Origin of the sequence: Halomonas profundus (assembly GCF_020865425.1) — a bacterium.
GTDB lineage: Bacteria > Pseudomonadota > Gammaproteobacteria > Pseudomonadales > Halomonadaceae > Vreelandella > Vreelandella titanicae.
This window is the reverse complement of the sequence record NZ_CP086344.1, coordinates 4,163,895-4,189,550: the sequence shown is the minus strand read 5'-3', so window position 1 is coordinate 4,189,550 and position 25,656 is coordinate 4,163,895. Positions and strand designations below refer to the sequence as shown.

22 protein-coding genes are annotated in these 25,656 nt (G+C 57.7%); 18 read left to right on the top strand and 4 right to left on the bottom strand.

Features of this window, described 5'->3' with window-relative positions:
- The first annotated feature begins 85 nt into the window (after window positions 1-85).
- The gene (locus LMS44_RS19145; RefSeq protein ID WP_498946116.1) at window positions 86-1,831 is read left to right on the top strand and encodes an IlvD/Edd family dehydratase; all 1,746 of its coding nucleotides are present in this window, start codon (window positions 86-88) and stop codon (window positions 1,829-1,831) included.
- Here LMS44_RS19145 and LMS44_RS19140 read toward each other — a convergent pair.
- Window positions 1,828-2,769, bottom strand: coding sequence for a LysR substrate-binding domain-containing protein (locus tag LMS44_RS19140; protein ID WP_138799392.1), 942 nt, complete (start codon window positions 2,767-2,769; stop codon window positions 1,828-1,830). The genes LMS44_RS19145 and LMS44_RS19140 overlap by 4 nt on opposite strands.
- Window positions 2,770-2,963: 194 nt before the next feature.
- On the opposite strand from LMS44_RS19140, the gene LMS44_RS19135 reads away from it, so the two are divergent.
- The 6 genes from LMS44_RS19135 (at window position 2,964) to LMS44_RS19110 (ending at window position 10,593) form a co-directional block, all read left to right on the top strand.
- Window positions 2,964-4,193, top strand: coding sequence for an aldose epimerase family protein (locus tag LMS44_RS19135; RefSeq protein WP_041159275.1), 1,230 nt, complete (start codon window positions 2,964-2,966; stop codon window positions 4,191-4,193).
- A gap of 90 nt (window positions 4,194-4,283) precedes the next feature.
- Window positions 4,284-5,279, top strand: a complete 996-nt coding sequence (locus tag LMS44_RS19130; RefSeq protein WP_022521932.1) for an arabinose ABC transporter substrate-binding protein — start codon at window positions 4,284-4,286, stop codon at window positions 5,277-5,279.
- Window positions 5,280-5,307: 28 nt separating this feature from the next.
- Window positions 5,308-6,801, top strand: a complete 1,494-nt coding sequence (gene araG / locus LMS44_RS19125) for an L-arabinose ABC transporter ATP-binding protein AraG (protein WP_190374612.1) — start codon at window positions 5,308-5,310, stop codon at window positions 6,799-6,801.
- A 64-nt stretch (window positions 6,802-6,865) separates the two neighbouring features.
- Window positions 6,866-7,876: an L-arabinose ABC transporter permease AraH gene (araH, locus tag LMS44_RS19120; protein WP_088701796.1), complete on the top strand. Its 1,011-nt coding sequence runs from the start codon at window positions 6,866-6,868 to the stop codon at window positions 7,874-7,876.
- A gap of 63 nt (window positions 7,877-7,939) precedes the next feature.
- Window positions 7,940-9,685, top strand: a complete 1,746-nt coding sequence (locus tag LMS44_RS19115; RefSeq protein ID WP_174788318.1) for an IlvD/Edd family dehydratase — start codon at window positions 7,940-7,942, stop codon at window positions 9,683-9,685.
- Window positions 9,686-9,816: 131 nt separating this feature from the next.
- Window positions 9,817-10,593 (top strand): SDR family oxidoreductase, encoded by a 777-nt coding sequence (locus tag LMS44_RS19110; RefSeq protein WP_498946112.1) that lies wholly within the window; start codon window positions 9,817-9,819, stop codon window positions 10,591-10,593.
- A 155-nt stretch (window positions 10,594-10,748) separates the two neighbouring features.
- Here LMS44_RS19110 and LMS44_RS19105 read toward each other — a convergent pair whose 3' ends face one another.
- Genes LMS44_RS19105 through LMS44_RS19095 form a run of 3 tightly spaced genes read right to left on the bottom strand, consistent with a single transcriptional unit; the run spans window position 10,749 to window position 12,763 of the window.
- Window positions 10,749-11,306: a hypothetical protein gene (locus LMS44_RS19105; RefSeq protein ID WP_498946110.1), complete on the bottom strand. Its 558-nt coding sequence runs from the start codon at window positions 11,304-11,306 to the stop codon at window positions 10,749-10,751.
- Complete coding sequence (locus LMS44_RS19100) at window positions 11,306-11,482, bottom strand: hypothetical protein (RefSeq protein ID WP_022521938.1); 177 nt, start codon at window positions 11,480-11,482, stop codon at window positions 11,306-11,308. Before LMS44_RS19100 ends, LMS44_RS19105 begins: the two co-directional genes overlap by 1 nt.
- Window positions 11,483-11,524: 42 nt before the next feature.
- A complete protein-coding gene (locus LMS44_RS19095; protein ID WP_278370202.1) occupies window positions 11,525-12,763 on the bottom strand; it encodes an ROK family transcriptional regulator in 1,239 nt (412 codons plus the stop codon).
- Between the two features lie 211 nt (window positions 12,764-12,974).
- On the opposite strand from LMS44_RS19095, the gene LMS44_RS19090 reads away from it, so the two are divergent.
- From LMS44_RS19090 to LMS44_RS19040, 11 genes are all read left to right on the top strand, one after another.
- The gene (locus LMS44_RS19090) at window positions 12,975-14,486 is read left to right on the top strand and encodes a sugar ABC transporter ATP-binding protein (protein ID WP_278370200.1); all 1,512 of its coding nucleotides are present in this window, start codon (window positions 12,975-12,977) and stop codon (window positions 14,484-14,486) included.
- 31 nt (window positions 14,487-14,517) lie between these two features.
- Window positions 14,518-15,504, top strand: coding sequence for an ABC transporter permease (locus tag LMS44_RS19085; protein ID WP_342418062.1), 987 nt, complete (start codon window positions 14,518-14,520; stop codon window positions 15,502-15,504).
- Window positions 15,505-15,630: 126 nt separating this feature from the next.
- Complete coding sequence (locus LMS44_RS19080; protein WP_141440651.1) at window positions 15,631-16,596, top strand: ABC transporter substrate-binding protein; 966 nt, start codon at window positions 15,631-15,633, stop codon at window positions 16,594-16,596.
- Between the two features lie 101 nt (window positions 16,597-16,697).
- The gene (locus LMS44_RS19075) at window positions 16,698-17,753 is read left to right on the top strand and encodes a sugar phosphate isomerase/epimerase family protein (protein ID WP_141440652.1); all 1,056 of its coding nucleotides are present in this window, start codon (window positions 16,698-16,700) and stop codon (window positions 17,751-17,753) included.
- A 22-nt stretch (window positions 17,754-17,775) separates the two neighbouring features.
- Window positions 17,776-18,939: a Gfo/Idh/MocA family protein gene (locus tag LMS44_RS19070; protein ID WP_278370195.1), complete on the top strand. Its 1,164-nt coding sequence runs from the start codon at window positions 17,776-17,778 to the stop codon at window positions 18,937-18,939.
- A 43-nt stretch (window positions 18,940-18,982) separates the two neighbouring features.
- A complete protein-coding gene (locus LMS44_RS19065; RefSeq protein ID WP_141440654.1) occupies window positions 18,983-19,753 on the top strand; it encodes an SDR family NAD(P)-dependent oxidoreductase in 771 nt (256 codons plus the stop codon).
- A gap of 35 nt (window positions 19,754-19,788) precedes the next feature.
- Complete coding sequence (locus LMS44_RS19060; RefSeq protein ID WP_498946105.1) at window positions 19,789-21,078, top strand: ABC transporter substrate-binding protein; 1,290 nt, start codon at window positions 19,789-19,791, stop codon at window positions 21,076-21,078.
- 66 nt (window positions 21,079-21,144) lie between these two features.
- On the top strand, window positions 21,145-22,077 hold the full coding sequence (locus LMS44_RS19055) for a carbohydrate ABC transporter permease (RefSeq protein WP_278370395.1): 933 nt from the start codon (window positions 21,145-21,147) through the stop codon (window positions 22,075-22,077).
- On the top strand, window positions 22,074-22,901 hold the full coding sequence (locus LMS44_RS19050) for a carbohydrate ABC transporter permease (RefSeq protein WP_179916932.1): 828 nt from the start codon (window positions 22,074-22,076) through the stop codon (window positions 22,899-22,901). Before LMS44_RS19055 ends, LMS44_RS19050 begins: the two co-directional genes overlap by 4 nt.
- A gap of 13 nt (window positions 22,902-22,914) precedes the next feature.
- Complete coding sequence (locus tag LMS44_RS19045) at window positions 22,915-24,531, top strand: glycoside hydrolase family 43 protein (RefSeq protein WP_498946103.1); 1,617 nt, start codon at window positions 22,915-22,917, stop codon at window positions 24,529-24,531.
- Between the two features lie 4 nt (window positions 24,532-24,535).
- On the top strand, window positions 24,536-25,591 hold the full coding sequence (locus LMS44_RS19040) for an ABC transporter ATP-binding protein (protein ID WP_278369357.1): 1,056 nt from the start codon (window positions 24,536-24,538) through the stop codon (window positions 25,589-25,591).
- Window positions 25,592-25,656: the final 65 nt, after the last annotated feature.

Below are 25,656 nucleotides of genomic sequence, written 5' to 3'. Positions count from 1 at the left end.
TAGTGTCTTGCGCATTCGGCACCCACTCTCGACGCCAACTCTCAGGTCGTCAGCCGTCACCGAACTAAAACAAGGAGTTAACCTCATGGGCCAACGTCAACGTCCGCTGCGCAGTGCTGAATGGTTTGGCACGGCTGATAAGAACGGTTTTATGTACCGCAGTTGGATGAAAAACCAGGGCATTCCCGACCATGAGTTTCAGGGCAAACCGATCATCGGTATCTGCAACACCTGGTCGGAGCTCACACCTTGCAATGCGCACTTTCGTAAGTTGGCGGAGCACGTGAAGCAGGGCGTGCTGGAAGCGGGGGGCTACCCGGTGGAGTTCCCGGTGTTCTCCAACGGCGAATCCAACCTGCGCCCCACGGCGATGTTTACCCGCAACCTGGCCAGCATGGACGTGGAAGAAGCGATTCGCGGCAACCCCATCGATGCGGTGGTGCTGCTGGTGGGCTGCGACAAAACTACCCCGGCGCTACTGATGGGCGCGGCGAGCTGCGATATTCCCACCATCGTGGTCACTGGCGGGCCGATGCTCAACGGTAAGCACAAAGGTAAGGATATCGGCTCCGGCACCGTGGTCTGGAAGCTCTCCGAGCAGGTCAAGGCGGGTGAGATTTCACTTCACGACTTTATGGCCGCCGAGGCGGGCATGTCCCGTTCTGCGGGCACCTGCAACACCATGGGCACCGCCTCCACCATGGCCTGCATGGCCGAGTCGCTGGGCACCTCGCTACCCCATAATGCCGCCATCCCTGCGGTGGACTCCCGCCGCTACGTGCTGGCGCACCTTTCGGGTAACCGGATTGTCGAGATGGTCAACGAAGACCTGCGGCTCTCCAAGATCCTTACCAAGGAAGCTTTCGACAACGCCATCCGTACCAACGCCGCCATTGGCGGCTCCACCAATGCGGTGATTCACCTCAAGGCGATTGCCGGACGGATTGGTGTGGATCTGACCCTGGACGACTGGAGCCGAGTGGGGCGCGGCACGCCCACGGTGGTCGATCTACAGCCCTCGGGGCGGTTCTTGATGGAGGAGTTCTACTACGCCGGTGGCCTGCCCGCGGTGCTTAGACGCCTGGGTGAGGCCGACCGGCTGCCCTTCAAAGACGCCTTGACCGTCAACGGCAAAACCCTGTGGGAAAACGTCCAGGACGCCCCGCTGTACAACGACGAAGTGATTCGCCCGCTGGATAATCCGCTCACCGCGGATGGCGGCATCTGCGTGGTGCGCGGCAACCTCGCCCCTAATGGCGCGGTGTTAAAGCCCTCGGCAGCCACGGCCGAACTCATGCAGCACCGAGGTCGTGCGGTGGTGTTCGAGGACTTCGACGACTACAAGGCGCGCATCAACGACCCGGACTTGGACGTGGAAGCCAACGACATACTGGTCATGAAGCACTGCGGCCCACGTGGTTATCACGGCATGGCGGAGGTGGGCAATATGGGCCTGCCGCCCAAGATCCTCGCCCAGGGCATTACCGACATGGTGCGCATCTCCGACGCCCGCATGAGCGGCACCGCCTACGGCACCGTGGTACTGCACGTAGCGCCCGAAGCCGCTGCCGGTGGCCCGCTAGCGGCGGTACGCAACGGTGACTGGATCGAGCTCGACTGCGCAAGCGGCCGGCTGCATCTGGAACTCAGCGATGAAGGACTGGCCTCGCGCCTGGCCGAAAGTGACCCCACTGCCGCCTCAACGCTGATTGCCAGCCAGGGCGGCTACCGCCAGCTGTATATCGAGCGGGTGCTCCAGGCGGACGAAGGCTGCGACTTCGACTTCCTGGTCGGCTGTCGGGGTTCTGATGTGCCGCGGCACTCGCATTAACTGGACTGAGCAATCACTTCCCGCAGAGTGCTCATTAATGCGGCGGCACCGGGGGAGAGTCGCTGGTGGCGTAAGCTCACCAGCCCATAGGGCTGAACGCTTAGCGCCTCGCTAAATGGCAGTAGATGAAAACGCTGCGGTGGGCAGAGCAGGTCAGCGGCTTCCCGTGTAGTCACCGTGATGGTATCGGATTTGTCGACGAGGGCCAGCGACAGCAGCAGGTCAGCGGTATCGACGATCTGGCGGGGCGGCGCGACCTGATGGTGCAGAAATAGGCTATCCACCCGCTGGCGCATCAACGCGCCAGCGGGCTGCAGCGACCAAGGGAAGCACGCCATATCAGCAAGGCTCAGCGTTTGTTTATCGGCTAATGGATGCCCTTGGCGGCACACAAAGCAGAGTTCCTCCTCGCCAATCTCCTCGAAGACAAAGCGCTCGGCATCGACGCCTGCGGGTATGCGAGTAATCGCGAAATCCAGTTCGCCTTCCAGTAGGCGTGGTACCAGCACTTTGCTGACATCCACATCTACGCTGATTTTTAGCCCTGGCCGGTCGCGGTGCACCCGTTCGATGGCGCTGGTGAGCAGCGTAACCGCTGGCGCCATTACCGTGCCGACGGCTACCGTGCCGGCACTGCCCTCGCCGAGAGCGTTTAGCTCCTCACCGGTGTGGCGTAGCGCTGAGAGCATGCTGTGGGCGTGGCGAATCATAATTTCGCCATACCAGTTAGGCGTTAGCCCACGGGGGTGGCGATCGAACAGCCGAATACCCAAGTTGGCTTCCAGGTCGCTGAGCAGTTTTGAGGCGGCGGGTTGGCTCATATTGAGCTGAGCCGCCGCGCGGTGCAGGTTGCGCTGCTCGTCCAGGGCTAAAAATAGCTGAAAATGACGCAACTTTAGTCGCACGTCTAAAAACCAGTTTTCGCCGAGAATGCCCATGGCATAAGCCTCGTGTTGTTATTGATACTTAGAAGTATATCGATAGTGAGGCATTTGTATATTGGTTGGTTATGCCAGACATGGCTACTGTAGTGTCTGTATCGGTCATGATGAACTGTGGTAACTCACTGAGTTTTCTGACCAAGCCTAACAACAATAATTTAGCAACAAAGTATGCCTCCAGGAGGAAGCTCATGCCTCTCATGTACAGCCAACGATTAAGAAATGGTTCACCTCTTCTGCTCGGTGCAATTGCCGCGGTGCTGTTGGCAAACACTGCACAAGCCCAGAGCAGTTCTGAAGCCAACGCGAGCAGCAGCGTCGGCAGTGGTATCCAAACGTCGGTGTTTGGTCATCTACCCGATGGTCGCCAGGTGGATGTCTATCAACTTACCAACGCCAATGGTATCGAGCTGCGGGTGACCAATTACGGTGGCATCATTCTGTCGCTGAAAACCCCTGATATGGACGGTAAGTTTGACGATATAGCGCTGGGCTTTGACTCTTTGGAAGCCTACCTCTCCGATGAGTACCGTCAGGCCAATCCTTACTTCGGTGCCATTATTGGTCGTTACGGCAACCGTATTGCGGGTGGGCAATTCTCCCTCGATGGAGAAACCTATTCATTGGCTACCAACGATGGCAGCAACCACCTGCATGGCGGCGACCAGGGATTCGATAAAGTGCTATGGCAGGCCGAACCATTCGAGAGTGACGCAGGCAATGGATTGGTACTGCGCTATACCAGTGAGGATGGCGAAGAGGGCTACCCCGGTAAGTTGGAGAGCGAAGTTACCTATACGCTGACCGATAATGACGAGCTGATGGTGGATTATCGGGCGGTAACCGATAAAGCCACCCCGATTAACCTAACCCAGCACAGCTACTTCAACCTAAAGGGTGAGGGTAGCGACACCATTCTCGATCATCAGCTGATGATCAATGCCCCTGAGTTTACCCCGGTCAATGACACCTTGATTCCAACCGGTGAGATCCGCTCGGTGGAGGGCACGCCATTTGACTTCACCCAGGCGACGCCCATTGGCGAACGGATCGAGCAGGAGAACGAGCAGCTTGCCTTTGGTGGCGGTTATGACCACAACTTTGTGCTTGCCCGCGATAACGCTGCATCAGATGAGCTGGTCTTGGCTGCCAAAGTATGGGAGCCCCAAAGCGGACGCCTGGTGGAAATCACCACCACCGAACCCGCGATCCAATTCTATTCCGGCAACTTCCTTAACGGCGACCTGACCGGCAAGCAGGGCCAGGCCTACGGGCACCGCTCCGGCTTTGCGCTGGAAACTCAGCACTACCCTGACTCTCCCAATCAAGAGGCGTTTCCCAGCACGATCCTAGAGCCGGGCGAGACTTATCGCTCACGCACGGTCTATCGCTTTTCCGCGCAGCAAGACCTGGGCTCGTAATCTCGATTCATCATTACTATTACCAACCGTCAGTGGTTAGTAATCAAAAATATCAATAAAAACAACTCTCAAAATAGCAGGAGTACAACAATGAAATTGACGACAACATTTACCCGTTTAGCACTTGGTAGCGCGATTATGCTGGCCTCACTAGGGTCAGTACAGGCCCAGGAAGACGAGGTGAAGATTGGCTTTATCGTTAAAAAGCCGGAGCAGGCGTGGTTCATTAACGAACAGGAGGCGGCTACTGAAGTAGGCGAAGAGCTCGGCTTCGAAGTGGTACGCCTTGGCGGCGAAGATGGCCAAGAGGTGCTTAGCGCTATTGATAACCTCTACTCCCAAGGCGCTGAAGGGTTCGTAATCTGCCCGCCAGACGTACGCTTGGGGCCAGCGATTATGAACCGTGCTAACCAGTACGGCATGAAAGTAGTCACTGTGGATGACCAGTTTGTTAACTCAAGCGGTGAGCCCATGGAGGGCGTGCCGCACCTGGGTATGTCGGGCACCAAAATTGGGCGTCAGGTGGGCGAAGCCATTAATGCCGAAATGGAAGCGCGCGGCTGGAACCCCGAAGAGGTAGCCGCGCTGCGGATCACCAACAATGAACTACCGACCGCCGTTGAGCGTACCGACGGCGCCACCGAGGCGCTGATAGCCGCGGGATTCCCAGAAGATAATATTTTCGACGCGCCTCAGCAGAGCACCGACACCAGTGGGGCTTTCTCTGCCGCCTCTCCGGTGCTTTCCCAGCGCGGCGATTATGAGCACTGGGTGATCTATGCCCTTAACGAAGAGAGCGTGCTGGGTGGTGTTAGGGCTACCGAGCAGTATGGCTTAGCGCCTGAAGATGTGATCGGCGTGGGTATCAATGGCTCCGGCGCCGCCTTTGCGGAATTCTCCCGGGATAACCCCACCGGTTTCCACGGTACGGTAGCGGTGAGCTCCACCATGCACGGCCGTCAGACTGCTGAAGATCTCTACCGCTGGATTAGCGAGGATCAAGAACCACCGGCCAATACCGAAACCTCCGGCACGCTAATGACGCGGGAAAACTGGCAGGAAGTGCGCGCCGCGCTTGGTCTGTAACGGTAAGTCTCTGCGGGAGTAATGAAGCATGTCTGATGCTTATCTACGGTTCGACGCGATTAGTGTCGTTTTCCCTGGCGTGCGCGCGCTGGATGGGGTGAGTTTCTCCGCCCACGCCGGTCAAGTGCATGCCTTAATGGGCGAGAACGGCGCGGGTAAATCCACCTTGCTCAAGGTGCTAAGCGGCGTTAACCGGGTGGCCGAAGGGGCACTGTGGATCGATGGCCAGCGCTATGTATTCAACAATGCCCGAGAGGCGCTGCGGGAAGGCATTGCGATTATTTACCAGGAGTTGACGCTCTCACCCAATATGTCGGTGGCCGAAAACCTGCTGCTGGGTCAACTGCCCACGCGGCAGGGGTTTGTTGACCGTCGCCGGTTGAAGGAAAAAGCGTTGGCGATACTGGCTGATCTTGGCGAGGGGGAGATCCACCCCTCGACCAAGGTGCGCGAGCTCTCCATCGGCCAGCAGCAGATGATCGAGATTGGCCGTGCGCTGCTGCGAGACGCCAAGGTTATCGCGTTCGATGAGCCCACCAGTAGTCTCTCTATTCAGGAGATTCGCCAGCTAAAACGTATCGTCCAACGACTGCGTGATGAAGGGCGGGTGGTGCTCTACGTGACGCATCGCATGGAGGAGGTGTTTGAGATGTGCGATGCGGTCACCATCTTCCGCGATGGCCAGCATATACGCACCCATGAGGATATGTCGGCGCTCAATCACGACCTGTTAGTGAGTGAAATGGTGGGCCGGGATATCGACGATGTTTATGGCTATCGACCCCGCGAGCATGGCGATTTGATCCTAAACGTCGAGAACATACAGGGGCGCGGTCTCAATGCGCCGGTGAGCTTTTCCGTCAAGCGCGGTGAAGTGTTCGGGTTGTTCGGCCTGGTGGGCGCCGGGCGTAGTGAACTACTGCGGCTGGTCTGTGGGGTCGAGTCTCCCAAGGCTGGCAGCGTGCAGTTCAACGGCGAATCGCGACGTTTCAAAAGCCCGCAAGATGCCATTCGCGCTGGTATCGCCATGTGCCCGGAGGATCGTAAGTCCCAGGGTATCTTTCCGGTGGCGAGTGTGGCCGACAACCTCAATATCAGCTGTCGGCGCTTTTTCAAACGCTGGGGTATGTTCCGCCACCCCGGTCGTGAACGGCGCAATGCCGAGTCGTATATCCAGCAACTCAGCGTCAAGACACCGGGCCCACGTACGCCGATCGGCAAACTTTCCGGCGGTAACCAGCAGAAGGTGATTCTGGCCCGCTGGCTCGCCGAGGAGATCGATCTATTTGTGATGGACGAGCCAACCCGCGGCATCGACGTCGGCGCGCGGCGGGATATTTACTCGCTGCTCTACGACCTGGCCGAACAGGGCAAAAGCGTGGTGGTGATCTCCAGTGACCTGGCGGAAGTCAGCTCGATTTGCGACCGCATCGCCGTGATGCGCGATGGTGAGCTGGTGGAAGTAGTGCCGCGGGAATCGGCTACGCCGGAACGTCTGTTGGGCTTGGCGCTACCCGCCTAAGTGTCAGCTTTTTTAAGGTTTCCAAGATATTTCGTTCTTAGAGAACAAATTCAGGACAAACATCATGACAACGAACAACGCAACCCAAGGTGAGACGACACCTGCCCGCCCAGCGGGGCGCCAGGGGCTGATCAAACCGCTGCGCACGCTGCTGGATACCTCGGGATTGATCGCGATTTTTCTGCTCCTGTTTATCGCTCTAGCGGTACTCATCCCTGATTTTCTGACCGGCCGCAACATGGTCGGGCTACTGCTTTCGATCACCCTGATCGGCAGTTTGGCCACCACCATGATGCTGGTGCTGGCCCTGGGGGAGGTGGATCTCTCGGTGGCCTCTACGGTGGCCTTTGCGGGTGTGGTCGCGGCGGTGGTGACTTCCAGTACCGGTAGCGTCTTTATCGGCGTCATCGGGGGCATTGTCGCCGGGGGCGCGGTGGGCGCCTTTAATGGCCTGGTGATTGCCAAGTTCGGTATTAACTCTTTGATAGCCACTCTGGCAGCGATGGAGTTTGTGCGTGGTCTGGCCTACATCACCTCCGGCGGCGACGCGGTGATGATCACCGTGCCGGGCTTCTTTGACCTGGGCAGCGCCTCGTTCCTCGGCCTAACCCTGCCGGTCTGGACCATGCTGGCCTGTTTCGTGATCTTTGGCGTGGTGCTCAACATGACCGCTTTCGGGCGCAATGTGCTGGCCACCGGGGGGAACTCGGAAGCCGCCGCGCTTGCCGGGGTTAATGTTCGCCGCCTCAAGATTATTGTTTTCGGCCTTCAGGGTGTAGTGGCAGGTGTCGTAGGTGTACTGCTAGCTTCACGCATGGGGCTGGGCGACCCCAATACCTCCATGGGCCTGGAACTGGCGGTGATTTCCGCCTGTGTGCTGGGCGGCGTGGCGCTATCCGGCGGCGTTGCCACCATTACCGGTGTGGTGGTCGGTGTGCTGATCATGGGCTGCGTCCAGAACGCCATGGGGCTGCTCAACGTTCCCACTTTTTACCAATACCTGGTGCGTGGCGCGATTCTGCTGCTGGCGGTGATGTTTGACCGCTGGAAACAGACCCGTCGTCAGCGGGCCTGACGCTTAAACCGTTACCCCTTTATTAGTTGGTCACTTTTTTCCGGTTTGTACGGAGGCTTTGTTATGTCTGATCGTCAGCGCCCATTACGCTCTGCCCAGTGGTTCGGCACCGCCGATAAAAACGGCTTTATGTACCGCAGTTGGATGAAAAACCAGGGCATTCCCGACCATGAGTTTCAGGGCAAGCCGATCATCGGTATCTGCAACACCTGGTCGGAGCTCACTCCTTGCAATGCGCACTTTCGTAAGTTGGCGGAGCACGTGAAGCAGGGCGTGCTGGAGGCGGGGGGCTACCCGGTGGAGTTCCCGGTGTTCTCCAACGGCGAATCCAACCTGCGCCCCACGGCGATGTTTACCCGCAACCTGGCCAGCATGGACGTGGAGGAAGCGATTCGCGGCAACCCCATCGATGCGGTGGTGCTGCTGGTGGGCTGCGACAAAACTACCCCGGCGCTACTGATGGGTGCGGCGAGCTGCGATATTCCCACCATCGTGGTCACCGGCGGACCAATGCTCAACGGCAAGCACAAGGGCAAGGACATTGGTTCCGGCACCGTGGTCTGGAAGCTCTCCGAGCAGGTCAAGGCGGGTGAGATTTCGCTGCACGACTTTATGGCCGCGGAAGCCGGCATGTCCCGCTCCGCCGGTACCTGCAACACCATGGGCACCGCCTCCACCATGGCCTGCATGGCCGAGTCGCTGGGCACCTCGCTGCCGCACAATGCAGCGATTCCGGCGGTGGACTCCCGCCGCTACGTGCTGGCGCACCTTTCGGGTAACCGGATTGTCGAGATGGTCAACGAAGACCTGCGGCTCTCCAAGATCCTTACCAAGGAAGCTTTCGACAACGCCATCCGTACCAACGCCGCCATTGGCGGCTCCACCAATGCGGTGATTCACCTCAAGGCGATTGCCGGACGGATTGGTGTGGATCTGACCCTGGACGACTGGAGCCGAGTGGGGCGCGGCACGCCCACGGTGGTCGATCTACAGCCCTCGGGGCGGTTCTTGATGGAGGAGTTCTACTACGCCGGTGGCCTGCCCGCGGTGCTTAGACGCCTGGGTGAGGCCGACCGGCTGCCCTTCAAAGACGCCTTGACCGTCAACGGCAAAACCCTGTGGGAAAACGTCCAGGACGCCCCGCTGTACAACGACGAAGTGATTCGCCCGCTGGATAATCCGCTCACCGCGGATGGCGGCATCTGCGTGGTGCGCGGCAACCTCGCCCCTAATGGCGCGGTGTTAAAGCCCTCGGCAGCCACGGCCGAACTCATGCAGCACCGAGGTCGTGCGGTGGTGTTCGAGGACTTCGACGACTACAAGGCGCGCATCAACGACCCGGACTTGGACGTGGAAGCCAACGACATACTGGTCATGAAGCACTGCGGCCCACGTGGTTATCACGGCATGGCGGAGGTGGGCAATATGGGCCTGCCGCCCAAGATCCTCGCCCAGGGCATTACCGACATGGTGCGCATCTCCGACGCCCGCATGAGCGGCACCGCCTACGGCACCGTGGTACTGCACGTAGCGCCCGAAGCCGCTGCCGGTGGCCCGCTAGCGGCGGTACGCAACGGTGACTGGATCGAGCTCGACTGCGCAAGCGGCCGGCTGCATCTGGAACTCAGCGATGAAGAACTGGCCTCGCGCCTGGCCGAAAGTGACCCCACTGCCGCCTCAACGCTGATTGCCAGCCAGGGCGGCTACCGCCAGCTGTATATCGAGCGGGTGCTCCAGGCGGACGAAGGCTGCGACTTCGACTTCCTGGTCGGCTGTCGGGGTTCTGATGTGCCGCGGCACTCGCATTGATGGTCATTCGAAGATCCTGAGGTAGCGCCAAAAGGGTCGCGAGCTAAAGCTACCTCCCTCGGGGGCAATTATCAGCCTGGCAGAGATAGCTCCACGCAGAGTGACGAAGAGCTTAAAAAAGAGGACGCGCAATGACCGCCAGGTTGACCGACAAGCATATTCTGGTAACCGGTGCTGCCACCGGCATCGGCCGCGCCATTGCCGAGGCCTGCGTCCGCGAGGGTGCCACGGTCGCCTTGCTGGATAGAGACGGTGATAACGTCGAGAGGCTGGCAGCGCAACTGCGCAGCGAAGGACACAATGCTCAGGCGTTGGTGGCAGATATTGCTGATTGCGCAATGGTGGACGCCGCCGTGGCGAAGGCACGGGAGATTAACGGGCCCTTGACCACCTTGGTTAATAACGCCGGAATGAATGTCTTCCATGATCCACTCGCCATGCCGGATGACGTCTGGCAACTTTGCCTAGCGGTCGATCTGGAAGGTGCCTGGTTCTGTAGCCGGGCGGTGTTGCCGGACATGTTGGCGCAGGGCGACGGTGCCATTATCAACATCGCCTCCACCCACAGCTTCTCGATTATTCCCAGTTGTTTTCCCTACTCGGTAGCCAAGCACGGCTTGATTGGCTTAACCCGATCGCTCGGCATTGAATACGCACCGCGGGGCGTGCGGGTCAATGCCATCGCGCCGGGCTATATTGCCACCTCGGCGGTAGAGGCGCATTGGCAGTCCTTCGATGACCCCGTCACGGCTAAGGCACGCATCGAAGCCTTGCTGCCACCAGGGCGGTTAGGGCAACCCGAGGAAGTCGCCATGACGGTGGTCTTCCTGGCTTCAGATGAGGCCCCCTTTATCAACGCCAGTTGCCTGACTATCGACGGAGGCCGCAGCGTGGTTTATCACGACTGACAGTTGTTATGGTCGTTGAGTGCTTGCAAGGAATATCTGGATATTAGTGGCGTGAATAGAGTTTAGGCTGTATCCACGGGTTTAAACGTTAGTGCTTAGTTTTCCTTCAGCGAGCTCAATCTCTTGAGTAGATTGTCTTGGAAGAAATATTCCTTTTATACAATCTGGATTAATGATGGCAAGTTGAATATGGTTTTCAGAAAAAACTTGGCTCCATCGTATAGTGGATCGCCTTCGATAAACGCGGCTCTAACAGAGTCAAAGGGTTCACCCTGTTCCTTGGCTAATGCACATGCATAACGGATTACAGCACAGTCAAGCTCACGGGTTTTAAAATCAAAATCTGTTTTTCCAAACGATCTATTCTCAGGCAGTGGTGTACCTTCTGCCTCTAAATCGTCTTTTAGCTGCTGATAAGCTTCTTTAAGAAAATCATTATATTTTTGGTCAAGCAAATCCAGACAGTTGCCGAGCTCAATTACTGCGCCCAGTACAAAGGGATCTTTAACATTAGAAGCAGCCCGCTGGCTATCTTGAAGGGCATACTGATGCGCTCTTTCAAGATTATTTTCCCAAAAGTAAACGCCATTGCCCAGCCAATCATACTTATTATTACTGTGTTTGAATTCAGATTTTTGGTTCAGGATACTGATGGCAATATCTTTATCTAACCCATGAAAACCATAGACAATTGTCGGTTTTGATGAATACATTAGGTCTTAACGTGTGCCGTATGGTTGCCTTTAGACTTAGATGGACTGAAAAAACGCTTATCAAGACGTCCTTGTGAATCAAGGATGTGCGCATCTTTAAGCAATTTCATTCTTTGCTCATGAGTGCGGTTCTGCCCAGCTGCCTTAACTTTTTGTGTCAATTGATGAATAGACATAAAATACTCCCTTGTACATTTTCATGCTAATCGACCTTTTGGCTACAGGCAAGTAGCTGATCCAGACTTAGCCTGGCTATCTAACAGCGTCTCGCCATCGGTGGCATTTAGCGCCATGGCGATGCCGCCCATACAGGTCATGTCGCGATCCCAGGCGCAGCTTTCGATGCGGGTGGTGCCCATCAGTTCGGCCACTAGGGCTTCGTCGATGGCACTATGCATAGCGGCCTGCATGGCGTCAAAGCCGCGTACGCCGGAACCGGTAATCAGCACTAAATCGGGGTTGAAAAGCGCCAGCACATTGGCGATACCAACCCCCAGTGCACGGCCTGCCTCTGCATAGATGCGCTGAGCCAAGGGGTCGCCTTGCAGCGCTAGTTGGGTTAGCGCCTGCATCTGCTGCTCGGAGGGGTGTGCGCTGTCGCCGGCGGGAAGTTCTAGATGCTCGGCGGCTGCGCGATAGAGCGCGTAATCGCTAGTGTAAGCTTCAATGCACCCCCGTCGCCCGCAGGCGCACAGTGCGCCATCGGGTTGGTATTTGCTGTGCCCAAACTCCGCCGCTGAGCCATTGGCTCCCAGAAAGGGCACGCCGTTAATCAATACCGACATGCCGATACCGTAGCCCAGCATAATCACCACCAAATTAGGGCAGTCTGCATAGGCGGGCTGTGCCGCCAGTACGCTGGCGATGCAGTTGGCATCGTTTTCCAGCAGCACGCTGCAGTGAAAACGCTCTGCTAATCGTGTCGATATCGGTGCGTTACGAAAGCTTAAAGCGGGGGACCAGATAATCGTACCGCTTTGCGACGAGACTACCCCCTGCACTGCCAAACAGATCCCCGCCAAGCGTTGAAATCCCTTTAGCTGTTGCGCGCAAACAGTGCTGATCTTCTCTTCCAGCAGCGCTTCCAGGTCGTCGGCACTCAACGTCAGGGTGGGCACCGCATGGTGCTCGCTATGGCGTACCTGACCCGAAAAATCGCCCACTACCAGCTGGATCTCATTGATCGATAGCTTGATGCACACCACGCAGGCGGCATTAGGGGCGAGCTCAATCAAGGTTTTTGGTCGACCACGACCGGTGGGACGGGGCGTTTCGGGCGGCCGTTCCGTGATCAACCCCTGCTGGAGTAGTTCGGCGCTGATCGAGGTGACGGTGGCAGAGCTAATGCCATTGAGTGCACCCAGGTCGATGCGTGCCACCGATCCTTGGTCACGCAGAGTGCGTATCACCGCCAGGGTGTTGTCGAGGCGGCTAGTGTCAGTCGACGGAAGGGCCATAGGGTCGCCGTTATAGTTCGTGTTGAAAAAAGCGCTACTGCACATTGCTAAGCGCTCTCATCGTGGGGTGTGAACGCAATTGCCAAAATACGACCTAAGTTGCATATGCAAATATTTATTTTAGAACCTAAAGTAAATCAAGCATCAATCTAAATCAATCGATGTTGATAAGCCCCCAACACAAAAACAACAGACTTCATCAGGTGGCCTCATGCTGTTATCAGCGCGCAAACTCTGCCGCTCGTTTGGCGAAAACCAAGTTTTATTCGACGTTGATCTTGATCTGCGGGCGGGCGAGGTGCACGCCCTGCTGGGTGAGAACGGCGCCGGTAAATCAACCCTGGTAAAAATCCTGGCCGGTTACCTTCGGCCCACCTCGGGTGAGGTGGTGGTGGACGGCAGCCAACGACACTACCGCTCCAGCGGTGAGGCAGAGGCCGATGGCGTGGTAATGATTCACCAGGAGTTGGCACTGGCGGAGCAGCTTAGCGTGGAGGAGAACATCTTCTTGGGCCGCGAACTGCGCCGCGGAGTGTTTCTGGATCGACGAGCCATGCGGGAACGCAGCCGGACGGCACTGTTGGAACTCGAAACCGACGTTGATCCACGCGCTCGAGTGAAAGACCTCAGCACCTCTGATCAGCAGATGGTGGAAATCGCCAAGGCGATCACCCGCGATGTGCGCGTGCTGATTATGGACGAACCCACCGCCACCCTGACGGAAAATGAAGTAAAGGTGTTATTCGCACTCATCGACCGTTTGCGCCAGCGGGGCGTGGCGATTCTGTACATCTCCCATAAGCTGCGTGAAATCGAGCAGATTGCCGACCGGGTGACGGTGCTGCGCGATGGTCATTTGGTGGACAGCGGCTCCATGGCCGGGCGCAGCAAAGAGGAATTGGCTCGGCTGATGGTGGGGCGTGAAATCACGGACATGTACCCACCGCGCACGCGGCTTCCTGACGATGCGCCGGTGGTGCTGGAAGCGCGGGATATGGTGGTGCCCGGCGCCGTTAAACAGGCCAGCTTTACCCTGCGCCGGGGGGAAGTGTTGGGGTTTGGGGGCATCGTGGGCGCTGGCCGGACCGCGCTGCTTGAAGCGGTGCTGGGTCTGCGCGGTAAAAGCGCTGGTCAGGTGCTGCGCAATGGCCAGCCAGTAGTGCTGCGCCACCTGCGCGATGCGGTGCACCAGCGTATTGCCTACCTCACCGAAGATCGCAAGGGCAAAGGCCTGGTGCTCAATATGGACTTGCGCTCCAACGTTACGCTGCTCAATTTACGCGCTCACTGCCACCCGCTTATCGACCGCCGCCGCGAAGAGCAGGCCTTTCAGCAGGCTATCCAGCGTTTTGATATCCGCCTGCGCACGGCGGCGCGCACCGCGGCCGAGCTCTCCGGCGGTAACCAGCAGAAGCTGCTGCTCGCCAAGGTGATGTCCATCGACCCTGAGATCGTAATTATCAACGAGCCGACCCGGGGCATCGACGTGGGCACCAAGCACCAGATTTATCACTTTATCCACGAATTAACCGAGGCGGGCTGCTCGGTGATATTGATCTCCTCAGAAATGGGCGAGCTGATCGGCCTCTCCCACCGGGTGGCAGTCATGTGCGCCGGTGTACTCACCGGGGTGCTGGAAGGCGAGCAAATTAACGAACACGAAATCATGCAGTACGCATCGGGCATCAAGGGAGTCGGGGTCGATGAGCAGCGTTATGGCTAATAATAAAACAACTGACAAAGCAGCTAACAAAATGACCAAGCAGAATGGCTTCGCCATAGACCTGAAAACCTGGGGACCTTTTGTGGCACTGGTGGCGCTGGCGCTATTGGGCGTGTTGATCAACCCGGCGTTTCTGGGGCTGGATAATCTATCGAACATGCTCACCCGCAGTGCCTTTATCGGCATTATCGCCATTGGCGCCACCTTCGTGATTACGGCGGGTGGGCTGGATCTTTCGGTAGGGTCGATGGCCGCCTTTATTGCCGGGGTGATGATCATTCTGATGAACAGCCTCGTCGAGCAGTTTGGCGCGGGGCTGACCACCATCTTGTTTGGCGTAGGCGCCTCGCTGCTGCTGGGGCTGTGCGCAGGCTTTATCAACGGCATGGTGACCACCAAAGGCAAGATCGAGGCGTTTATCGTCACCCTTGGCACCATGGGGATTTACCGCTCACTGGTAACGTACCTCGCCGATGGTGGCACCCTCACCCTGGACTGGGCGGTGCGCGATATCTACCGGCCGGTGTATTACGGCAGCTTCCTTGGCATCACCATTCCGGTCTGGGTGTTTCTGGCGGTCGCGATCGTTGGCTACATCCTGCTCAACTACACCCGATTCGGGCGCTACTGCTTTGCTATTGGCTCCAATGAAAGAGTCGCCGAATACAGCGCTATCCATGTCGACCGCGTCAAAACCATGACCTACATGCTGCAGGGCGTGTGCGTGGCCTTGGCGACGATTATCTATGTGCCCCGGCTGGGCTCGGCGTCTGGTGCTACCGGGGTGCTTTGGGAGCTGGAGGCGATTGCCGCGGTGATCATCGGCGGCACCATGCTCAAGGGTGGGCATGGGCGCATATGGGGCACGGTGGTGGGCGCCATCATGCTCACCATGATCGGCAATATTCTCAATTTGACCGATGCTATTTCCAACTATCTCAACGGTACGGTGCAGGGGATCATCATCATTGTAGCGGTCTACCTACAGCGTGCGTCGTGGAGAAAAGCAACGCCTTAAGGCACTGAAAAAATGTAAAAACCAGAAAAATGTTCGCAACATCAACCCTTAGCAGCTCGCAACACAGTAAGTAAAGACAGCAAGTACCAAAAGCAAAACAATTACAAACACGAAAGGAGCATCACTATGCGAACCATCAAGACAGCAGTGAAGGCCTGCGTCACTACTGCAGCACTCACTTCAGCAATAGGGCTCTCCGGCGCCGCAGTTGCCCAGGAGTACACCATCGGTGTCTCCATTCCCGCCGCCACCCATGGTTGGACGGGGGGCGTTAACTACCATGCCGAAGAGGCTAAAAAACGCCTTGAGGAGCTCTATCCTGACATTGAGATCACCATCTCGACGGCAGGCACGGCCGGCGAGCAGGCCAATGATCTAGAAGACCTGGTGTCGCTGCGCAATATCGACGCGCTGGTGGTGTTGCCGTTTGAATCTGGGCCACTGACCGATCCGGTGCGCCGGGTTAAAGAGTCCGGGGTGTTCGTGACCGTGGTAGATCGTGGTCTGACGGAAGAAGGGATTCAGGATCTCTATGTGGCGGGCAACAACCATGAGTTAGGCCGTGTTTCCGGCGAGTACATACGCGAGCGCCTTGATGGCGAAGGCGACATTGTGGTGCTACGCGGTATTCCCACGGTGATCGACGATGAGCGGGTGCAAGGCTTCCAAGAGGCGATCGAAGGCTCCGAGGTCAATATCCTCGATATGCAGCACGCCAACTGGAACCGCGACGATGGGTTTGAAGTGATGCAGGACTATCTATCGCGCTTCGACAATATCGACGCCGTCTGGGCTCAGGATGACGATATTGCGCTAGGGGTCATTGAAGCAGTGCGCCAAGCGGATCGTGAAGACGAGCTGTTTATCGTCGGCGGGGCGGGCATGAAGGACATTATCAAGCGGGTCATGGACGGTGACGAACTGGTGCCGGTAGACGTGTTGTACCCACCTGCCATGATCGCCACCGCCATGGATCTGACCGTACAGCACTTTGTCTCCAATGGGCCGGTATTGGGTGAGTACATTCTAGGCTCGCCGCTGATTACCCAGGAGAACGCCGAGCAGTACTACTTCCCCGATTCACCGTTCTGATCACGGATTGATTGCGTAGTGATTAATAGGCGCGGGTAACAAGTATCACTCCTTCCCGCGCCCACCCAAGCACCTAATCCAAATGATATTGAGAGAGTCCTATGAAAACAATCAAAGGGCCAGCGCTCTTTCTCGCCCAGTTCGCCGGTGACGAAGCCCCCTTTAATAGCCTCGACAGCATTGCTGCCTGGGCGGCGGGGTTGGGTTATCAGGGCGTACAGATTCCCAGTTGGGATGCCCGCCTGTTCGATTTAAAGCGCGCTGCCGAGAGCCCCACTTACTGTGATGAGGTTATAGGCACTCTGGCCCAGCACGGCTTAGCACTCACCGAACTCTCCACCCATTTGCAGGGCCAGTTGGTGGCGGTGCACCCGGCTTATGATGAGATGTTCGATGGTTTTGCAGTGCCGGAAGTACGTGGCAATCCCAAGGCGCGCCAGGCCTGGGCGGCTGATCAGCTCAAACTGGCCGCCAAGGCATCGCAAAACCTCGGCCTCACCGACCACGGTACCTTTTCCGGGTCGCTGGCGTGGCCGTTCATTTACCCCTGGCCCCAACGCCCGGCGGGCTTGGTCGAGACGGCGTTCGACGAGCTGGCGAATCGCTGGCGGCCGATTCTGGATGCCTTTGATGAAGCGGGCGTGAACCTCTGCTACGAGATTCATCCCGGCGAAGACCTGCACGACGGCATCACCTTTGAGATGTTCCTTGAGCGGGTCGGTAACCACCCGCGCTGCCATATCCTTTACGACCCTAGCCACCTGATCCTGCAGCAGCTCGACTACCGCGGCTTTCTGGACGTCTATCGCGACCATATTCAGATGTTTCACGTTAAAGACGCCGAGTTTAACCCCAGCCCCAAGCAGGGCGTTTACTCCGGCTATCAGTCGTGGACAGAGCGCGCGGGCCGCTTCCGCTCCCTGGGCGATGGCCAAATCGACTTCAAGTCGATCTTCTCCTGGATGGCGGCTAACGACTACCACGGCTGGGCGGTGCTGGAGTGGGAGTGCTGCATGAAGCACCCGGAAGTCGGTGCCCGTGAAGGCGCGAGCTTTATCCGCGACCACATTATCGAGGTGACAGAGCGCGCGTTTGACGACTTTGCTGACGGCGGCTCCGACGAGGCCGCCAATCGCCGCATTTTGGGTCTTAATTAACCAAAGGGGAGGGCAATACGACATGAGCACTCAACACGACACGCCGCGTCGGCTGCGCCTGGGCATGGTCGGCGGTGGCCTGGGGGCGTTTATCGGCGGGGTGCACCGCATCGCCGCACGATTGGATGACCACTACGAACTGGTTGCCGGGGCTTTTGCCTCTGACCCTGAGCGCAGCCGGGCCGCCGCCGCAGAGTTACACGTCGCCGCTGATCGCGCTTACCCCGACTACCAAACCATGGCCGAAGCGGAGCAGCAGCGGCCGGATGGTATCGATGTGGTCGCCATTGTGACCCCCAATCATGTGCACTTCGATGTGGCGCGCACCTTTTTAGAAGCGGGCTTTCACGTCATCTGCGATAAGCCGATGACGATTACCCTTGAGGAGGCGCAAACCCTCGCCGAACTGGTGGAACGCACGGGGCTGTTCTTCGGCTTGACCCATAACTACTCCGGCTACTCGCTGGTACGCCAGGCGCGAGAGATGGTCGCCAACGGCGAGCTGGGGGAGCTTCGCGTCGTCCAGGTGGAGTACCCGCAAGATTGGCTCTCCACCCGCTTGGAAGAGAGCGGTGTCAAGCAGGCTGAGTGGCGCACCGATCCCAAACGCAGCGGCCCGGCGGGTTGTTTGGGCGATATCGGCACTCACGCCTACCACCTGGCGCGTTATGTCACAGGGTTGCAATTGGAATCACTCGCCGCCGATATGCACACCTTTGTTGACGGCCGAGCGCTGGATGACAACGTACATATGATGCTGCGTTTCAAGGGCGGCGCACGGGGCATGCTGTGGTCAAGCCAGGTCGCGCCGGGCAACGAAAACGGTCTCCAGCTACGTGTTTATGGCAGCAAGGGTGGCCTTGCCTGGCGCCAGGAAACGCCCAATCAACTGGTGCATTCGCCACTGGGAGAGCCGCCACGGATATTGACCCGCAACGGCCCTGGCCTGGGCGCAGCCGCCATGGCGGCTGCACGAATCCCACCGGGGCATCCGGAAGGTTATCTCGAAGCCTTTGCCCAGCTCTATCGCGATTTCGCTGTGCAAATTCATGCCCATCAACGGGGTGAACCCGCTGAGTCGCTGGCGATGCAAACACCGGGGGTAGCCGACGGTGTCGATGGCTTGACCTTTATTACCCGCGCGCTGGCCTCGTCCGCTGCTGGTGGGCAGTGGATGGATATTTAAAACGCGGTTAAAGCACGCCTAAAAGAGAGAGGTGGGAAACAATATGAATCAGCACTCAGCGCGCTATACAAGCCTTGAGCAGCGTGTGGTCTTTATTACCGGCGGTGGCAGCGGCATTGGCGCCGCGCTCACCCGAGCCTTTCATCATCAGGGCGCGCGGGTGGTGTTTGTCGATATCAACGATGCTGCCAGCCAAGCGCTGGTCGATGAACTTCGCGCCGAGACTGGCGAGGCACCTCGTTATCACCACTGCGATATTCGTGATGTGGGCAGCCTACAGCAGGTCATCGCCGAGACCGGCCGGGAGATCGGGCCGATTCATACCCTGGTGAACAATGCCGCCAACGATGATCGCCATGCCTGGCGGGAGGTGGATGTGGCCTATTGGGATGAGCGTATGTCGCTCAATCTGCGGCCGATGTTTTTTGCCGCCCAGGCGGCGGCTGAACAGATGATTGAGGCGGGCGGGGGATCGATTATCAATTTTGGCTCTGTCAGCGTGCAGATGGCGCTAGGGGGACTGCCCGCTTATGTCACCGCCAAAGCGGCGGCCCACGGCCTGACGCGCAGCCTGGCTCGGGAGCTGGGTGAGCATAATATCCGCGTTAATACCCTGGTGCCCGGTTCGGTGATAACCGAGCGCCAGCTCGAAAAGTGGATTAGCCCTGAGGATGAAGTCGCCATTCAGCAGCGCCAGTGCCTCAAGATGCGCCTGGAAGCCGAACATATCGCCCCCGCCGTGCTTTTTTTAGCCAGTTCTGAAAGCCAAGCGATCACCGGCCAGGAGTTGGCGGTGGATGCCGGCTGGGCTTGAGTCCGCTAACGTTGAAGTAATATTAGGAGAACATTATGCAGGTAGCTAACAATGACAACGTGCCCTGTTCACGTCCGCGCCACTTAGTACTCGCCGTTGCGGTTGCTGCTGCCTTGGGTTCAGTCGCCGCGGCGGCTGACACCACGGTAACAGTATTAAGGATTGAGAGCAGCAGCGCTGAAAAGCGCTACTACGATGAAGTGGTCGCCGAGTTTGAGTCGCAACATCCCGATATTAACGTTGAGTTCGAATACCTTGCCAACGAGGCCTACAAAACGCGCCTGCCCACCATGCTGCAGTCCAGCCAGCGCCCGGATATCTATTATACCTGGGGCGGCGAAGGGCTACGTGACCAGGTGGATGCGGGGTTTGTACGCGACTTAACCGAGCCGATGCGCGATGGCTGGCAGGATATCTACCCAGCGTCAGCGGTACGCGCCTTCACCCTGGATGATCGTGTCTATGGTGCGCCGCTCTACGCCACAGTAGTGGGTATCTGGGCGAACACCGCGCTGACAGAGCAGGCAGGGGTCGATGTAGCAGCGATCAAGACCTGGGAGGATTTTGAAAACGCCGTGGTGGCGTTGCGGGAAGAGGGTATAACGCCGCTGGTGGTCGGTGGTCAGGATGGCTGGCCACTGCACTTCTATTGGGGTTCGTTAGTCACCCGCCTGGCCGGGGGGGAGGGCATTGAAGCGGCCAAAAATGGTGAAAACGGCGGCTTTGGAGGCGAATCCTTCGTACGCGCTGGCGAGATGCTGCAGTCCCTTGTTGAGCTTGACCCTTTTCAGTCCGGTTTTATGGCCACTTCCTACGAGCGTGCCAGCGGGATGTTTGGCGATGGCGAGGCAGCCTTCCACGTGATGGGCGACTGGGATTATCTGCCTTCCAAGCAGCGCTCAGTCAGTGGTGAGGGCGTCCCGGATGAGGACTTGCGGTTTGTTCCTTTCCCGACAGTGGCCGGGGGCGAGGGAAACGAACAGAGCTTCGGTGGCATGAATGGTTTTGCTGTCACCCGTGATGCGCCCGATGAAGCAGTCGACTTCCTGCGTTTTCTGCTCAATGCCGACAACCAGCGTAAAGCCGCCGCGACAGGCATCTTTGTGCCGGTTGCTGAGGGCTCAGCGGAAGCCCTTGAAACGCCCTATGCCCGCCGCGTCGCGAAGATACTTGAGCAATCTGATTTCCATCAAGTGTTCCTGGATCAAGCGCTGGGAACGTCCGTAGGCGCGACGATTAACGACATTAGCGGCGATTTGGCGCAAGGCGTTATTACTCCGGAAGAGGCCGCCGCGCAAGTCGAAGAAGCCTGGCAGTTTAGATGATCCGCCCGCTAAAAGAGCACGCGCGTGACCGCCCGTGCTCATCCACGCTCTGCCTCGGAGTTTGCCATGACCACGCTTGACCGAACCGCCGTGCCGCGGAGAGGGAATGCCGACCGGGTAAAGAAAGGCTTGGTAAGCGGTAAATTCACCGCGCTATTAATCCTGCTTCCACCGGCGTTAATCCTGTTTTCGCTCTTTGTCATTCTGCCGCTCGCGGATGCCGTTTATTACAGCGGCTTTTCCTGGAATGGCTATGGCGCGCCCAGTGACTTTGTCGGCGCGCAAAATTATCAGCGTCTGCTGGATCACTCGGTGTTTCATACTGCGCTGTGGAATACCGCCAAGCTTATTCTGGTCTCACTACTGATCCAGATGCCCCTGGCGCTGGGGCTGGCGCTCTTGGTGTACCGTAAAACGCCCACCAATACCCTGTTTAGACTGGTGTTTTTCCTGCCCTATATCCTGGCGGAAGTGGCTGCTGGGCTTATCTGGAGCTTTGTTTTTGACGGCGACTACGGCATTACCAGCTCGCTGCTGCATGCCATGGGCCAGGAGTCGGTGTATGTGCTGGCCGACCATCAGTGGGCGTTCCCCGCGATTATGACGGTGATCGTTTGGAAGTACTTTGGCTTCCATATGATGATCTATATTGCCGCCCTGCAGAGCGTGCCCAAGGATCTAGTCGAGGCCGCCAAGCTGGAAGGGGCCAAACCCAGGCAGGTTGCTCTCTTTGTGCAAATTCCGCTGATTAAGCACGCCCTCGTCGTCAGTGGTTTCTTTGCCATTATCGGCTCGCTTCAGATCTTCGACATTATTATCCCGATGACCAACGGCGGCCCCTCCAACTCGACCCATACCATCGTTACCTACCTGTATAGCTTCGGGCTCTCACGGCTCAATATTGGCTTTGGTAGCGCCACTGCGGTGGTGCTGTTTGTGCTCGCTATCGGGATTGCCTTCTTCTACCAACGCACCACGTCCAAGGGGAGTAAGGCATGAAAAGTATCACGACCCGTAACACCCTGCGCGTGATCATCCTGATTGTGGTGGCCAGCATTGTTATTGGCCCGCTACTGGCGGCATTTTTCGGTGGCTTTAAGGGCAATTCTGAGCTGCGCACCAATCCGCTGTGGCTGCCCGACAGTTGGGATGCGGGCAATTACATCGGCATCCTGCTGGATGGCAACTTCTGGCGCTATTTGGGCAACTCGTTTTTCATCTCGTTAATGACGGTGTTCTTAACCCTGGTGGTGGGGGCCGCCGCGGCTTATGTGTTTTCGCAGATCCGCTTCTTCGGCGCCAAGATGATCCTCTCCTACCTGCTGCTGGGGCTGATGTTTCCCTTCGCGGCGGCCATTTTGCCGCTGTTTATCAAGGTGCGCGATTTGGGCCTGCTGGATACCTATTGGGCGGTGATCCTGCCCCAGACGGCGTTTGGTCTGTCGCTGGCGATTCTGCTCTTCAAGGCCTTCTTCGACCAACTGCCTAAAGAGCTGTTTGAAGCGGCCTACGTCGATGGCTGCAGTTACTTGCGCTTCTTCTGGTCGTTCACGCTGCCGCTCTCGACACCCATTCTGGCCACCGTGGGCGTGTTCGTCTTTGTGCAGAGCTGGAACAACTTCCTGCTGCCGCTGGTGGTGCTCAACGACCGCTCTATCTACACCTGGCCGTTGGGCATGATGCAGTTCCAAGGGGAGTATCTGACTCAGTGGAACATGATTCTGGCCTTCGTGACCTTGACCATCATTCCGGCGGTTATCTTCTTTCTCGCCGCCCAGAAATACATCGTGGCTGGCCTGACTGGCGGCTCTGTTAAAGGATAAAGGAGGATCCCTAATGGACGATGTTATTCACAACCCGATTCTGGCCGGGTTTAACCCCGATCCCTCAATTTGCCGGGTAGGCGATGACTACTATCTCGCTACTTCGACCTTTGAGTGGTATCCCGGTGTTCAGGTTCATCACTCCCGCGATTTGGCTAACTGGACGCTGGCCACACGGCCCTTGAACCGTGCCAGCCAACTAGATATGCGCGGTAATCCAGACTCATGTGGCATCTGGGCGCCATGCTTGAGCTACGCCGACGGCCTGTTTTGGCTGGTATATACCGACATGAAACGTTATGAGGGGAACTTCAAGGATGGACATAATTACGTGGTGACAGCGCCGCGTATCGAGGGGCCCTGGAGCGATCCGATCTACCTGAATTCAAGTGGCTTTGACCCTTCACTGTTTCACGATACCGACGGCCGCAAGTGGTTGATCAACCTGCAGTGGGATTATCGTCAGCGCGAAGGGCGGGATCGTTTCGGCGGAATAGTGCTGCAAGAGTACGATCCTGAGCAACGCCGCTTGGTGGGCGACATCACCAATATTTTCGCCGGTACCGAACTGAAACTCACAGAGGGTTCGCATCTCTACCGGCGCGATGGTTGGTACCACCTCTTGGTGGCCGAGGGTGGCACCGGCTACCAGCATGCGGTGACCATGGCGCGTTCAAAAACGCTGACAGGCCCTTACGAGGTACATTCCAACAATCCACTTTTGACGAGTCAAGATGATCCTGAAAACCCGCTACAGAGGGCTGGCCATGCAGATCTGGTCGACACCCCTGAAGGTGATACTTACTTGGTGCATTTATGCAGCAGACCCCTGCCAGGCACCCGGCTATCACCGATGGGGCGCGAGACCGCTATTCAGCGCGTGGAGTGGGGCGAAGATGGCTGGCTACGGCTCGAAGATGGGGGCAATACCCCGGTGTTAAAGGTCGCCTTGAGCGGGGTAACGCAAAAGCCCCCTGCGCCGGAGGAGCACTACGATTTTGAAACAGACACGCTGCCTGCCGCCTTTCAGTGGCTGCGTACCCCTTATCCTGATCGGCTCTTTTCGCTTACCGAGCGGCCCGGCTACTTGCGCCTGTTTGGCCGTGAGTCGGTGGGTTCCTGGTTTGAGCAGGCACTAGTCGCCCGGCGCCAGGACAACATCCACTGTAGTGCCGAAACGACCCTTAAATTTGAACCTGAAGATATTCAGCAGTTTGCCGGGCTGATTGCCTACTACAACCGCTTCAAATTCCATTACCTGGCGGTGACCCTGAATGACACCGGCAGCAAGGTGCTCAGCGTTATCAGTTGCCTGGATGACTGGCCTAACGGGAATCTGGATATCGCTGATACGAGCGTGCACCTTGCCCCTGATGCCACAATTCGACTCGGGCTGGATATCCATGCCCGGGAACTGCGCTTTCGCTATGCCCAAGGGAACCAGCCCTGGCAACCGATTGGGCTCGCGTTAGATGCTGGGCTGCTTTCCGACGAAGGCAGCGGTCGCGCCCACGGCTACTTCACCGGCAACTTCTTAGGCATGGCCGCCCACGACATTAGCGGCCGCGGCACCCCCGCCGATTTCCAGGCGTTTTGCTATCGCCGCGCCCCTCTTTCAGAGACGAGATAAGCTCATGGCTGAAGTAACTCTACGCGACATCGAAAAGACGTTTCATGGTAAAACCACGGTAATCCCTGATTTAAATCTGCATATCGAAGATGGCTCTTTCACCGTGCTGGTTGGGCCTTCTGGCTGCGGAAAATCCACCTTACTGCGCATGATTGCGGGCTTGGAGACCGTGACCCAGGGCTCGATCACTATCGGCGGGGAAGACGTTACCACTGCTGAGCCGAGCGACCGGGATATTGCCATGGTCTTTCAGTCCTACGCGCTGTATCCGCACATGACGGTTGCGCGCAATATCGACTTCGGCATGCGGTTGGCAAAAGTGCCCAGCAAAGAACGGGAAGCCAAAGTGGCCGAGGCCGCGCGCTTGCTCAATCTTGAGGATCTGCTCGAGCGTAAACCTGCTGAGCTCTCCGGCGGGCAGCGCCAGCGAGTGGCCATTGGCCGTGCCATTGTGCGCAGCCCCGGCGTATTTCTGTTCGACGAGCCGCTCTCTAATCTGGACGCTTCGTTACGTAATCGCATGCGGGTCGAGTTGGCCGAACTGCATCAACGGCTCGATACCACCATGGTGTATGTCACCCATGATCAGGTCGAGGCGATGACCCTGGCCGACTGCATTGTGGTGATGAACGCCGGGAAGATTGAGCAAATGGGCAAGCCCATGGCGCTTTATCAACGCCCCGAAACGCTGTTTGTAGCTGGCTTTATTGGCTCGCCGAAAATGAATTTGATCGAAGGTGCTCTGGCGGCGGCTTACGGTGCCACCACGCTAGGCATACGGCCCGAGCATCTAGAGGTGAGCCGCGAGCAGGGCGAGTGGAAAGGTCGTGTGCGATTCATCGAGAAGCTGGGTGCTGACGCTTTCGCCTATATAGATAGCGAGCAGACCGGCCCGCTCACTGTCCGCCTCTCTGGCGATGTCGATCTTAGCCATGGCGATACGCTTTTTATCACTCCCCAACAGGCTCAGCTACACGCGTTTGATGCCGATGGAAAGCGGTTGCCTGATGGCGCATCGCAGCAGCCTTCAAGCAATCACGAGAGCACCCTATATCACTGACGATTTTCAATTTTTCCAACTACCAATACGCAAAACAACGCTCAATAACAAATCCAAGGAGCTAG

Excerpts from the sequence above, each read along its gene's own strand:
- LMS44_RS19145 (WP_498946116.1), top strand. The coding sequence starts at position 86 with ATGGGCCAACGTCAACGTCCGCTGCGCAGTGCTGAATGGTTTGGCACG.
- LMS44_RS19140 (WP_138799392.1), bottom strand. The coding sequence starts at position 2,769 with ATGGGCATTCTCGGCGAAAACTGGTTTTTAGACGTGCGACTAAAGTTG.
- LMS44_RS19135 (WP_041159275.1), top strand. The coding sequence starts at position 2,964 with ATGCCTCTCATGTACAGCCAACGATTAAGAAATGGTTCACCTCTTCTG.
- LMS44_RS19130 (WP_022521932.1), top strand. The coding sequence starts at position 4,284 with ATGAAATTGACGACAACATTTACCCGTTTAGCACTTGGTAGCGCGATT.
- araG (WP_190374612.1), top strand. The coding sequence starts at position 5,308 with ATGTCTGATGCTTATCTACGGTTCGACGCGATTAGTGTCGTTTTCCCT.
- araH (WP_088701796.1), top strand. The coding sequence starts at position 6,866 with ATGACAACGAACAACGCAACCCAAGGTGAGACGACACCTGCCCGCCCA.
- LMS44_RS19115 (WP_174788318.1), top strand. The coding sequence starts at position 7,940 with ATGTCTGATCGTCAGCGCCCATTACGCTCTGCCCAGTGGTTCGGCACC.
- LMS44_RS19110 (WP_498946112.1), top strand. The coding sequence starts at position 9,817 with ATGACCGCCAGGTTGACCGACAAGCATATTCTGGTAACCGGTGCTGCC.
- LMS44_RS19105 (WP_498946110.1), bottom strand. The coding sequence starts at position 11,306 with ATGTATTCATCAAAACCGACAATTGTCTATGGTTTTCATGGGTTAGAT.
- LMS44_RS19100 (WP_022521938.1), bottom strand. The coding sequence starts at position 11,482 with ATGTCTATTCATCAATTGACACAAAAAGTTAAGGCAGCTGGGCAGAAC.
- LMS44_RS19095 (WP_278370202.1), bottom strand. The coding sequence starts at position 12,763 with ATGGCCCTTCCGTCGACTGACACTAGCCGCCTCGACAACACCCTGGCG.
- LMS44_RS19090 (WP_278370200.1), top strand. The coding sequence starts at position 12,975 with ATGCTGTTATCAGCGCGCAAACTCTGCCGCTCGTTTGGCGAAAACCAA.
- LMS44_RS19085 (WP_342418062.1), top strand. The coding sequence starts at position 14,518 with ATGACCAAGCAGAATGGCTTCGCCATAGACCTGAAAACCTGGGGACCT.
- LMS44_RS19080 (WP_141440651.1), top strand. The coding sequence starts at position 15,631 with ATGCGAACCATCAAGACAGCAGTGAAGGCCTGCGTCACTACTGCAGCA.
- LMS44_RS19075 (WP_141440652.1), top strand. The coding sequence starts at position 16,698 with ATGAAAACAATCAAAGGGCCAGCGCTCTTTCTCGCCCAGTTCGCCGGT.
- LMS44_RS19070 (WP_278370195.1), top strand. The coding sequence starts at position 17,776 with ATGAGCACTCAACACGACACGCCGCGTCGGCTGCGCCTGGGCATGGTC.
- LMS44_RS19065 (WP_141440654.1), top strand. The coding sequence starts at position 18,983 with ATGAATCAGCACTCAGCGCGCTATACAAGCCTTGAGCAGCGTGTGGTC.
- LMS44_RS19060 (WP_498946105.1), top strand. The coding sequence starts at position 19,789 with ATGCAGGTAGCTAACAATGACAACGTGCCCTGTTCACGTCCGCGCCAC.
- LMS44_RS19055 (WP_278370395.1), top strand. The coding sequence starts at position 21,145 with ATGACCACGCTTGACCGAACCGCCGTGCCGCGGAGAGGGAATGCCGAC.
- LMS44_RS19050 (WP_179916932.1), top strand. The coding sequence starts at position 22,074 with ATGAAAAGTATCACGACCCGTAACACCCTGCGCGTGATCATCCTGATT.
- LMS44_RS19045 (WP_498946103.1), top strand. The coding sequence starts at position 22,915 with ATGGACGATGTTATTCACAACCCGATTCTGGCCGGGTTTAACCCCGAT.
- LMS44_RS19040 (WP_278369357.1), top strand. The coding sequence starts at position 24,536 with ATGGCTGAAGTAACTCTACGCGACATCGAAAAGACGTTTCATGGTAAA.